Here is a 10,829-nt window from a genome sequence, read left to right on the forward strand (position 1 = left end):
CTTTGCGCTCCCTCCTCTTTATGCGGGGAGGAGGGAGACGCAGTTTTCACTCAGGCGAGCGAACGCGGCGTGACGAACCGCTCCAGCGTGCCGCTCTTTGGCTTTAGCCCTTTCCAGCGATCCACATCGAACTCGATGACGGCAAGTGCGGCTGTCGGGAATTTCTCCCTGATGCCAACACATGCCTCCGGGTCGCCTGCACCGATCAGGCCATCCGCAAGATCCTGAAAACCGGGATTGTGTCCGATCAGCATGAGGGTCCGGACCGATGGATCGATCGACTGTACGACGGCAGCGATCTTCGCCGCAGAGGCTTCGTACAAGTCCTCCGAATCTTGCTTTGCGATCGAGGGCGGCAGCTTTTTGGCGACGAGTTTCCAGGTCTGCTGCGTGCGGCGCGCGGACGATACAAGCACGAGATCGGGAATAAGCTTTTCACGCGCGAGGTAGCGGCCCATCAATGGCGCTGTCTTTTCTCCACGGCCGGCCAGCGGGCGGTCGTGGTCGGCCACGTCCTCCGGCCATGCGGATTTGGCGTGACGAAGAAGAAGCAGGCGTCGTTTGGTGGAGGGTTTTGCGGCGCTCATATGCTCACCTGAAAGGAGCCAGGGGGTCGAACGCGGCGATTGTCGCACCGAATACGTCCGGTGTCTGCTGAGATAGCCTCCCCCTCGTTTCCGAAGGGGAGGCCTTTATGCTTAGTTCCACTCGCGGATATCGACGAAGTGGCCGGCGATCGCCGCTGCGGCGGCCATCGCTGGAGACACCAGGTGCGTACGACCCTTGAAGCCCTGGCGGCCTTCGAAGTTGCGGTTCGAGGTCGAGGCGCAACGTTCGCCGGGCTTCAGGCGGTCGTCGTTCATGGCGAGGCACATGGAGCAGCCGGGCTCGCGCCAGTCAAAGCCGGCCGCCTTGAAGATCTTGTCGAGGCCTTCCTTCTCCGCTTGCTCCTTCACGAGGCCGGAGCCCGGAACGATCATGGCGTTGACGGTCGAGGCAACGGTCTTGCCCTCGACGACCTTGGCAACAGCGCGCAGGTCTTCGATGCGGCCGTTCGTGCAGGAGCCGATGAAGACGCGGTCGATGTTGATCTCGGTGATCGGGGTGCCGGGCTTCAGGCCCATGTAATCAAGCGCACGCCACTTGGAAGCGCGCTTCGTCTCTTCGGGGATTTCATCAGGGTTCGGAACGACGCCCTGAACGGAAATGACGTCCTCCGGCGAAGAGCCCCAGGATACGATTGGCGGCAGTTCGGCGGCGTTGAGCTTCACGACGCGGTCGAAATGCGCGCCTTCGTCCGACTTCAGGGTCTTCCAGTAAGCGATTGCCTGTTCCAGCGCCTCGCCCTTCGGCGCGCGCGGCTTGCCCTTGATGTACTCGAAGGTGGTCTCATCGGGCGCGATCAGGCCGGCGCGGGCGCCGCCTTCGATCGACATGTTGCAGATCGTCATGCGGCCTTCCATCGACAGCGCGCGAATGGCTTCGCCGGCGTATTCGATGACGTAGCCGGTGCCGCCGGCGGTGCCGATTTCACCGATGATGGCGAGAACGATATCCTTGGCGGTGACGCCAGCCGGCAGTACGCCGTCGACCTGCACCAGCATGTTCTTCGCCTTCTTCTGGATCAGCGTCTGGGTGGCGAGCACGTGCTCGACCTCAGACGTGCCGATGCCATGGGCGAGCGAGCCGAAGGCGCCATGCGTCGAGGTGTGGCTGTCGCCGCAGACAATCGTCATGCCGGGCAGGGTGAAGCCCTGTTCCGGTCCGATGATGTGGACGATGCCCTGGCGCTTGTCGTTTTCCGAGTAGTACTCGACATTGAATTCGGCGGCGTTGATGGCGAGTTGCTCGACCTGGATACGGCTCTCTTCGTTCTTGATGCCGAGATGGCGATCAGGTGACGTCGGGACGTTGTGGTCGACCACAGCCAGCGTCTTTTCCGGCGCGCGAACCTTGCGGCCAGTCATGCGCAGGCCTTCGAAGGCCTGCGGCGAGGTGACTTCGTGGACCAGGTGGCGGTCGATGTAGAGAAGACAGGTGCCGTCGTCCTGCTGATCGACCAGGTGGTCGTCCCAGATCTTGTCGTAAAGGGTACGCGGTGCGCTCATGGCGGTAGGTCCGTTCTTGGATGCGTATGGAAAAATGGAGTTGGTGGCGGTGAGGCCCGCCGGGCCGTCATTCGATCAACGAAGTCGGCTGTTGAGTGCACCGGAAACGGCCGCAAAGAAACGTGCCGGCAGGCGGTAGTGATCCTGCAGCACGAAAATATGCGCCCCAATGCAACTGAACTTGGATTCCATGCGCTGTCACATACCAATTTTTCGCGACGGCGGCAATTCGAATCATTCGGCCGCTAGCGCCGGTCTTTCCCGCGCATCCGTTTCTCCACCTGCCTCAGGGCAAGCGACAAACCGATCGTCAGGATGAGGTAGATATAGGTGACGATCGAATAGGTTTCAAAGAAGCGAAAGGAGCCGGAGGCATAGATCTTGCCCATCTGCGTGATGTCGGAGACACCGAGCACCGACACCAGCGACGAGTCCTTGACCATCGCTACGAAATCGTTCGACAGGGGCGGGAAGATCACCTTGATCGCCTGCGGAAAGACGACGAAGCGGAAGCGGTGATAGCGCGACAGGCCGAGCGCCTTGGCCGCCTCGATCTGGCCGTGGTCGACGGACTGAATGCCGGCGCGGAAGACTTCGGCGATGAAAGAGGAGTAGCCGATCATAAGGGCGATGATCGCTCGCCACATCAGCGAGAAGTCGCGCACCATCACTGGTTCGCTAAAGCCTGCCTGGATCAGCGGACTGGTCAGGAAGTTGTAGGCGGCGACGATGCCGGGGGCGCCGACGAAGGCGACATAGAAGAGCAGCACCAGCATCGGCACGCCGCGGATCACCTCGATGTAAAAACGCGAGATCTGGCGGAGCGCGACACTGTCGGACAATCCGAGCAACGCGACGCCGAGGCCGAGAAGGGTCGCCAGCGCAAAGCCCACCAGCGTCACGAAGATGGTAACGCCGACGCCATTGAAGACGGTGCGGAAGACCTGCGCATAGATGTCGTTGGCGATGATGACGACGGCAAGGACGATTCCGATCGCGACAAGGGCGACCAGCCACCAGGGGTAGTCGCCCTTCACATGCCCGCCAGGGGCTGGCTGCGGAGCCATCACGCGTTAACCGAAGACGGGATCATTCGCCCATCTTGTAGTCGAGGAACCACTTCTTGTTCAGCGCGTCGAAGGTGCCGTCGGCCTTCAGGCTTGCGATTGCGGCATTGACCGCGGCGACGAGATCGGAGCCCTTCGGGAAGATGAAACCGAAATCCTCCGTGCCGAGCGGGCCGCCAATGACCTTCAGGCCGCCGTTCGAGGCGTCGACATAACCCTTGGCAGCGACGCTGTCGGTCAGCACCACGTCGACGTCGCCGGCCTTGAGCGCCTGGACGGTGGCGCCGAAGGTTTCGAAGAGCTTGACGCGCGGGTTTTGCTCGTTGCCGTCAAGGATTTCGTAGACGGCGGTGTAGAAAGGCGACGTGCCCGGCTGCGCGCCGACGAGGCCTTCATTGAAGGCGCCGAAGGTCTTTGCGTCGGTGAAGCGGCTTTCATCGCCGCGCACCAGCATGAACTGCTGCGAACGCATGTAGGGATCGGAAAAATCGACCTTGGCCTTGCGATCATCCTTGATGGTGATACCGGTCATGCCGATGTTGTACTGGTTGTCGGAGACCGCCTGGATCATCGCGTCCCAGCTGGTGTTCTGGTACTCGACCTTGAAATTCAGCCGCTTGGCTATCTCGTTCATCGCATCATATTCCCAGCCGATCGCCTTGCCCGACTTCGGATCGACGAACTGTAACGGCGGATAGGCGTTCTCGGTGACGACGACGACCGACTTGCCCTTGAGGTCGGGAAGGTCGGCGGCGAAGGCGGCCAGCGGCGACAGGACGAGGGCGGTCAGTCCTGCAAGGACAGTGCGACGGAACGGCATTAAATATCTCCCCGAAATATAGCTCGCGAAACCTGTCATAGTTGCGAAGCGGATGGCAAGAGAATTGCCGTATGTCGCCGTTCAAAATCAGAAAAGGCGGTCCAAAGACCGCCCTTCCATGCGAAGATTTTTGCGGGACAGATCGCAAATGTCGTCAGCGAGACGCGATACCATCCAGTTTCTCAATGGCTCCGGTGGGCAAGGTGATATCGGCGACCGCGAGGTTCTCCCTGAGGTGGAGACGTGACGAGGTGCCGGGTATGAGCAAGATATTCGGCGCGCGCTGCAGAAGCCACGCAAGAGCAACCTGCATCGATGTTGCGTCAAGCTCCGCAGCGACATCCGACAGCGTGGACGATTGCAATGGCGAGAAGCCCCCGAGCGGAAAGAAAGGCACATAGGCTGTTCCTTCCGTCGCGAGCTGGTCGATCAGCGGATCATCCCCGCGATGCACAAGATTGTACTGGTTTTGAACGCAAACGATTTCGGTGATCTTTCTGCCATCCAAGACTTGCTTGGTGGTGACGTTGGAGAGGCCAACGTGTCTGACAAGGCCCTGGCGCTGAAGATCGGCGAGGACGGTGAGGGGTTCTTCCAGAGATCCCTCCGCCGGGCCATGGACATCAAATATGGCTCGCAGATTGACCACATCGATCACCTCGAGGCCCAGATTCTTGAGGTTGTCGTGAATTGCCAGCGTCAGCGCTTCTTTCGAGAAGGCCGGGTTCCACGACGCGTCTGGCCCACGCGTTGCTCCGATCTTCGTGACGATCACAAGATTATCCCGATAAGGATGCAGCGCCTCCCTGATGATCTGGTTGGTGATGTGCGGGCCGTAGAAGTCGCTGGTGTCGATGTGGTTGACGCCGCTTTCGACTGCTTCGCGCAACACAGCGATTGCCTCGGCGCGATCCTTCGGGGGTCCGAAGACGCCCTTGCCAGCAAGTTGCATGGCCCCGTAGCCAAGCCGCGCCACCGTGCTGTCGCCGAGTGTGAATGTGCCCGATTTTTCGAGATTGGACATGATCTGCTCCGTTTAAAGACAGGGCAGAAATAGGTCAGACCGGCTCTTGCGATAACGGCATGCATTCCGCACGGGCTGTTTGGAATTTCGGACAATGGCGGTGGGCGCGGCTGACGCGATCCGACCTGCCAGTGGCGCGCTAGCGAGCAACAAAAAAGGCGACCCGAAGGTCGCCTTCCCACAATCTCGAAGGATTGAAACTTATTCTGCTGCCGGTTCAGCCGCTGCGGCAGCTTCTGCTGCTGCCTTGGCTTCTGCAGCTTCCTGTGCTGCCTTTTCGGCTGCGAGCGCCTGAGCTGCTGCAACCTTTTCGGCTTCCAGGCGCGCCTTTTCCTCGGCAACTGCCTGACGCTCGGCGTCGTTGAGCTTGCGAGCGCGGGTGCCGGTGTTCTCGACGATACGAGCCGACTTGCCGCGACGATCGCGCAGGTAGTAGAGCTTCGCGCGACGGACCTTACCACGGCGAACGACTTCTACGCTTTCGATAGCAGGGGAGCAGACCGGGAATACGCGCTCGACGCCTTCGCCGTAGGAGATTTTGCGAACCGTGAAGTTCTCCTGCAGGCCGCCGCCGGAGCGAGCGATGCAAACGCCTTCGTAGGCCTGTACGCGGGTACGGTTGCCTTCCTTGACGCGGACGTTGACGCGAACGGTGTCGCCCGGGGAGAATTCCGGAAGCGTGCGCTGGGCTTCGATCTTGGCGACCTGTTCGGCCTCAAGCTGCTGAATGATATTCATGACTCAACCTCTTTGTTGGTTCAACAGCCAGAGCGCTCTGAACGATCTATCCTTGGTCGAGCCGCAGATATTTGCCGGTGAGGGCAGGAGCGAATTCGTCTGTTTTTCTTTACGTGGTTGATGGGAGTTTTCCCATTCCGGGCGTGCGCATACCGTATTGCGCAGGCTTTGTCACCCCTTTGGCCCGGAAATTTCGCAGCGCCGACCGCCAAACTGGGCTTTTGCCAGTGCTGCACGATATCAAGCCTGTGACTCATTTGATTAAATATTTGTCAAATGCACAACAGGGGAGCAGCATCGCCGGCGAGCCAGGCTCGTTTGCGGCTCTTGCCGCGGTTGCCGCGACATGGATCCCCTACTTTGCGGCTCTCTACCTGAATTTCTGCGATTTCTCGCGCTATACGAAGGACACCAAGACCTTGCGCAAGGGCAATCTCTGGGGCCTGCCGATCAACCTGCTCGCCTTCTGCCTCGTCGCGGGTGTCACAACGACGGCGGCATTCACCGTCTACGGCGAAGTACTGCTGCATCCGGAGGCGATCTCCGTGAAGTTCGACAACTGGTTCTTGGCATTGCTTGCGGCGCTGACCTTCGCCGTTGCAACGCTCGGCATCAACGTGGTCGCCAACTTCGTCTCGCCGGCCTTCGATTTCTCGAATGTCTTCCCCCGCCAGATCAGCTTTAAGCGGGGCGGTTGGATTGCCGCCCTGATTGCGTTGGTGCTCTATCCGTTCGCGCCGTGGGAAACGGGTGCCGCGCACTTCGTCAACTTCATCGGTTCGACGATGGGCCCGATCTTCGGGATCATGATGGTCGACTACTATCTGATCCGGAAGGGTGAGCTGAACGTCGCGGATCTTTATCAGGAGTATGGCGAGTTCCGCTTCCAGAATGGCTGGCACACGAATGCCTTCATCGCCTTCGTGGTCGGCTCGCTATTCTCATCGATCCTGCCGACGTTCACGTCGATCTTGCCGGAATGGTGGGGGACCTATGGCTGGTTCTTCGGCGTCGGCATCGGCGGTGATGTCTACTACGCATTGCGCGCGAGCGCACGCGGCTCTGCGGTGGGCGCTACCAACTGACACCCAAAACTCGAATGCCCGGGATCGGCCGGGCATTTTTTATTCTTCCAGCAGATCCGGGCGTCGTTCCCGGGTCAGCTGCAACGCCTGCTCGCGGCGCCATTTCTCGATCGCGCCGTGATTGCCCGATGTGAGGATCGGCGGAATCTCGCGGCCCTCCCATTCCTGGGGACGGGTGTAGTGCGGATGCTCCAGCAGGCCGCCTTCGAAGCTCTCATGCAGTCCGGAAAGATCATTGCCCATGACGCCAGGCAGGATGCGGACGATCGCATCCAGTATGGTGAGTGCAGCCGGTTCGCCGCCCGACAGCACGTAGTCGCCGATCGAGACCTCTTCCAGCTCGCGCGCATCGATGACGCGCTGATCGACACCCTCAAAGCGACCGCAAACGATGATGACGCCATCGCCGGAAGCAAGCTCGCGTACGCGTTCCTGCGTCAGCGGTTTTCCGCGCGGGCTCATCAGCAGCCGGGGGCGGCTGTCGTTCTCGGAGGCGCTGTCGATGGCGCGGGCGAGAACGTCGGGCTTGAGCACCATGCCGGCGCCGCCGCCAGCGGGCGTATCATCGACGGTGCGGTGTTTGTCGGTGGCAAAGTCGCGGATCTGCAGGGTATCGAGCGACCATTGGCCACGCTCCATCGCCTTCCCGGCGAGGGAGTAGCCGAGATGGCCCGGAAACATTTCCGGATAGAGGGTCAGCACGGTCGCGCGAAACGCCATCGACGGCCTCACTTCTTCTTTTTCGGCTTGTCGGGCGTGAAGTTCGGTGCGTCATCCTCACTATCGACGAGGCCAGCGGCGAGCGGATCGATGGTGATCCTGCCGCTTTCAAGGTCGATGTCGAGAACCGAGGCTTCAGAGAAGGGGATCAATACCGGGCGCTTGCCGGGACCCTTGAGCTCCAGCAGATCGCCGGCGCCGAAGTCGAAAACGCCGGTCACGGTGCCATAGCTGACGCCCTGGTCGTCGAGCGCTTCCAGACCCTCGAGATCGGCGTAGAAGAATTCGTCTTCTTCCAGCTCCTCGTCCGGCAGGTTGTCGCGCTCGATGTAGAGCTCCAGTCCGTTCAGCGCCTCGGCGGCATTGCGGTCGTTGATGCCGCGGAATCGGACGACGACGACGTTCTTCATTTCCCGGATATCGAGAATCTCGAAGGTGCGGCCATCAAGGCTGTGCAGGTTGCCGTAGTCGCCGAGCGCGGTCGGATCGGCGGTATAGGCCTTAGCGCGTACTTCGCCGCGCAGGCCTTGGGCGCCACCGATCGTTGCCATCAGAACCGGATTTTCAAGCTTTGGCATGACGTCCTTCACATGAAGCCGCAAATCTGGGCTTCTCTTAAACGAAGTGCAGCGGAATGGAAACGAAAACGGGCGGCATGTCGCCATGCCGCCCGTTCGATAAGGGAAGGTTCCCGATTATTCTGCGGAAGCAGCAGCTTCAGCAGCGTCGGCGGCCTTCTGAGCCTTTTCAGCAGCGCGCTCCTGAGCCTTCTTGCCCGGCTTTGCCTTTTCCGGGTTGTTCTTGGCATCGCGCTTTGCGAGGCCGGCCTCGTTGAGGAAGCGCAGAACGCGATCGGTCGGCTGTGCGCCCTGATCGAGCCAGTGCTTGATGCGGTCGTTGTTCAGCGTGATGCGAGCGCCGTTGTCCTTGGCGAGCATCGGGTTCCAGGAACCGAGGTTCTCGAGGAAGCGGCCATCGCGCGGCGAACGGGCGTCGGCGAGAACGATGTGGTAGTACGGGCGCTTCTTGGAACCACCGCGTGCGAGACGAATTTTCAGTGCCATTTTCTTTACTCCTTGGACTTTTCTGGACCGCCTGATCCGGCGGTATGGTTCATTTTGCTGCGGCGCCGTTTTCGGCGTGGTCTGCAGCGATCTGCTCATGATGCCGGATGACTTCCTTGATGATGAAGTTCAGGAACTTCTCGGCGAAATCCGGATCCAGATTGGCATCCTTCGCCAGATGGCGGAGACGTTCGATCTGGTATTCTTCGCGCGCCGGATCGGCCGGCGGCAACTTGTACTTGGCCTTGAGAACGCCGACCTCTTTGGTGCAGCGGAAGCGTTCGGCCAGGATATGGACCAGCGCGGCGTCGATGTTGTCGATCGACTGGCGATAGTTCGAAAGTTGGGCTTTGATTTCAGGATCAATCATTGTCTACGCGACCCCTTCACTTCTTCTTGGGCAGGCCGGGAAGGCCTGGGAAACCACCGCCGAGACCCGGCAGCTTGGCGCCGCCCAGACCCGGCAAACCGCCACCGCCGAGGCCGGGCAGCCCGCCGCCCGGCTTTCCTAGACCGGCAGCTTCAGCTTGCTTCTGGAGCGCTTCGAGCTGCTTGGGGTCGATATTCGAAAGATCGGGCATGCCACCGCCAAGGCCACCAAGGCCCATCTTGCCGGCAAGGCCACCCATCATCTGCTTCATCAGGCCGCCCTTACCCTTGCCGCCCATCATCTTCATCATGTCCGCCATCTGGCGATGCATCTTCAGAAGCTTGTTGATGTCGGCGGCATCGGTGCCAGAGCCGGCGGCGATGCGCTTCTTGCGGGAGTGCTTGAGAATATCGGGGTTGGCGCGCTCGGCCTTGGTCATCGAGCCGATGATGGCGAGCTGACGGCCGAACAGGCTGTCGTTCAGACCGGCCGAGGCCATCTTGTCCTTCATCCCAGCCATGCCGGGCATCATGCTCATGATGCCGCCCATGCCACCCATCTTCTGCATCTGGCGCAGCTGGTCGGCGAGGTCGTTGAGATCGAACTTGCCCTTGGCCATCTTGGCGGCCATGGCAGCCGCCTTCTCGGCGTCGATGTTTTCAGCGGCGCGCTCGACGAGCGAAACGATATCGCCCATGCCGAGGATGCGGTCAGCAATACGGCGGGGATGGAACTCTTCGAGTTCGCCCATACGCTCGCCGACACCGATGAGCTTGATCGGCTTGCCTGTCACCGCGCGCATCGAAAGTGCTGCACCGCCACGGCCATCGCCGTCCATGCGGGTGAGCACGAGGCCGGTGATGCCGACGCGCTCGTCGAAGTTGCGCGCCAGGTTGACGGCGTCCTGACCGGTCAGCGAGTCCGCGACCAGCAGGATTTCATGCGGATTCGACTTCTTCTTGATGTCGGCCATTTCGACCATCAAGGGCTCGTCGATATGCGTGCGGCCGGCGGTGTCGAGGATGACGACGTCATGGCCACCGAGCCGGGCTGCTTGCACGGCGCGCGCGGCGATATCGGTCGGCGACTGGCCGGCAATTACGGGCAGCGTGTCGACACCAGTCTGGACACCAAGCTGGCGCAGCTGCTCCTGGGCGGCCGGACGTCGCGTATCAAGCGACGCTATCAGCACCTTCTTCTTCTCGCGGTCGGTGAGCCGTTTGGCGATCTTCGCGGTCGTCGTCGTCTTACCGGAGCCCTGCAGACCGACCATCATGATGACGACGGGGGCGGCCGCATGCAGGTCGACGCCGACGCCTTCGCCGCCGAGCATCTCGATCAGCTCGTCATGGACGATCTTGACGACCATCTGGCCGGGCTTGATCGACTTCAGGATCTCGGCGCCGACGGCCTTTTCGCGGACGCGATCGGTAAAGGAGCGCACGACATCGAGCGCCACGTCAGCCTCCAGAAGCGCGCGGCGAACCTCGCGCAGCGCTGCGGAAACATCGCTTTCCGAAAGCGCGCCACGGCCTGTCAGTCCATTCAGAATGGATCCAAGACGGTCCTGGAGGTTCTCAAACATCGGCTCTTCCTTGTGATTTCCTGAAGACGGAAACCTTGTGCTTTTCCTTGACGAAAACAAGACGCATAGCCAAAAAGCACCCGAGGGCGCATCGCGCTGTCGGGTGTGGACCTCCGGGATCTCTTTATACCTCTACGGGTCCCGGTCGGTGGCTCGAGTCTTGAAGCTCGTCGCAGATTGAGCGGCGGTAAACAGGAAAACGGACCGCGAGTCAAGGGAACGCCGAGAAAAGACGGCGTTTCGACCTT

General features: G+C 60.8%; 12 protein-coding genes. 1 reads left to right on the forward strand and 11 read right to left on the reverse strand.

The window, feature by feature from the left end:
* Positions 1-50: 50 nt before the first annotated feature.
* From AC1DPR_RS03525 to rplS, 6 genes are all read right to left on the reverse strand, one after another.
* Positions 51-587, reverse strand: a complete 537-nt coding sequence (locus tag AC1DPR_RS03525; protein ID WP_025658126.1) for a SixA phosphatase family protein — start codon at positions 585-587, stop codon at positions 51-53.
* A gap of 111 nt (positions 588-698) precedes the next feature.
* Entirely contained in the window at positions 699-2,108 is a 1,410-nt protein-coding gene (gene leuC, locus AC1DPR_RS03530; protein ID WP_018855831.1) for a 3-isopropylmalate dehydratase large subunit, read from the reverse strand.
* Between the two features lie 245 nt (positions 2,109-2,353).
* The gene (locus AC1DPR_RS03535; protein WP_026371599.1) at positions 2,354-3,175 is read right to left on the reverse strand and encodes an amino acid ABC transporter permease; all 822 of its coding nucleotides are present in this window, start codon (positions 3,173-3,175) and stop codon (positions 2,354-2,356) included.
* A 22-nt stretch (positions 3,176-3,197) separates the two neighbouring features.
* Positions 3,198-3,995 carry a transporter substrate-binding domain-containing protein gene (locus AC1DPR_RS03540; RefSeq protein ID WP_018855828.1) on the reverse strand — a complete coding sequence of 266 codons (798 nt, stop codon included), beginning with the start codon at positions 3,993-3,995 and terminating at the stop codon, positions 3,198-3,200.
* Positions 3,996-4,149: 154 nt separating this feature from the next.
* Positions 4,150-5,019 (reverse strand): aldo/keto reductase family oxidoreductase, encoded by an 870-nt coding sequence (locus tag AC1DPR_RS03545; RefSeq protein ID WP_477815756.1) that lies wholly within the window; start codon positions 5,017-5,019, stop codon positions 4,150-4,152.
* Between the two features lie 201 nt (positions 5,020-5,220).
* Entirely contained in the window at positions 5,221-5,757 is a 537-nt protein-coding gene (gene rplS, locus AC1DPR_RS03550) for a 50S ribosomal protein L19 (protein WP_018855826.1), read from the reverse strand.
* 230 nt (positions 5,758-5,987) lie between these two features.
* Between rplS and AC1DPR_RS03555 the strand changes: the two genes are divergently transcribed.
* Positions 5,988-6,842, forward strand: coding sequence for a cytosine permease (locus tag AC1DPR_RS03555; RefSeq protein ID WP_477815773.1), 855 nt, complete (start codon positions 5,988-5,990; stop codon positions 6,840-6,842).
* Between the two features lie 39 nt (positions 6,843-6,881).
* Here the strand turns inward: AC1DPR_RS03555 and trmD are convergent, their stop codons facing one another.
* From trmD to ffh, 5 genes are all read right to left on the reverse strand, one after another.
* The gene (gene trmD, locus AC1DPR_RS03560) at positions 6,882-7,562 is read right to left on the reverse strand and encodes a tRNA (guanosine(37)-N1)-methyltransferase TrmD (protein ID WP_018855824.1); all 681 of its coding nucleotides are present in this window, start codon (positions 7,560-7,562) and stop codon (positions 6,882-6,884) included.
* 8 nt (positions 7,563-7,570) lie between these two features.
* Complete coding sequence (rimM, locus tag AC1DPR_RS03565) at positions 7,571-8,140, reverse strand: ribosome maturation factor RimM (protein WP_018855823.1); 570 nt, start codon at positions 8,138-8,140, stop codon at positions 7,571-7,573.
* Positions 8,141-8,257: 117 nt separating this feature from the next.
* Positions 8,258-8,626 carry a 30S ribosomal protein S16 gene (rpsP, locus tag AC1DPR_RS03570; protein WP_018855822.1) on the reverse strand — a complete coding sequence of 123 codons (369 nt, stop codon included), beginning with the start codon at positions 8,624-8,626 and terminating at the stop codon, positions 8,258-8,260.
* 49 nt (positions 8,627-8,675) lie between these two features.
* On the reverse strand, positions 8,676-8,996 hold the full coding sequence (locus AC1DPR_RS03575) for a chorismate mutase (RefSeq protein ID WP_016556656.1): 321 nt from the start codon (positions 8,994-8,996) through the stop codon (positions 8,676-8,678).
* A gap of 16 nt (positions 8,997-9,012) precedes the next feature.
* Positions 9,013-10,581, reverse strand: coding sequence for a signal recognition particle protein (gene ffh, locus AC1DPR_RS03580; protein WP_018855821.1), 1,569 nt, complete (start codon positions 10,579-10,581; stop codon positions 9,013-9,015).
* Between the last annotated feature and the right edge of the window lie 248 nt (positions 10,582-10,829).

The organism is Rhizobium sp. 01T417 (assembly GCF_056398905.1).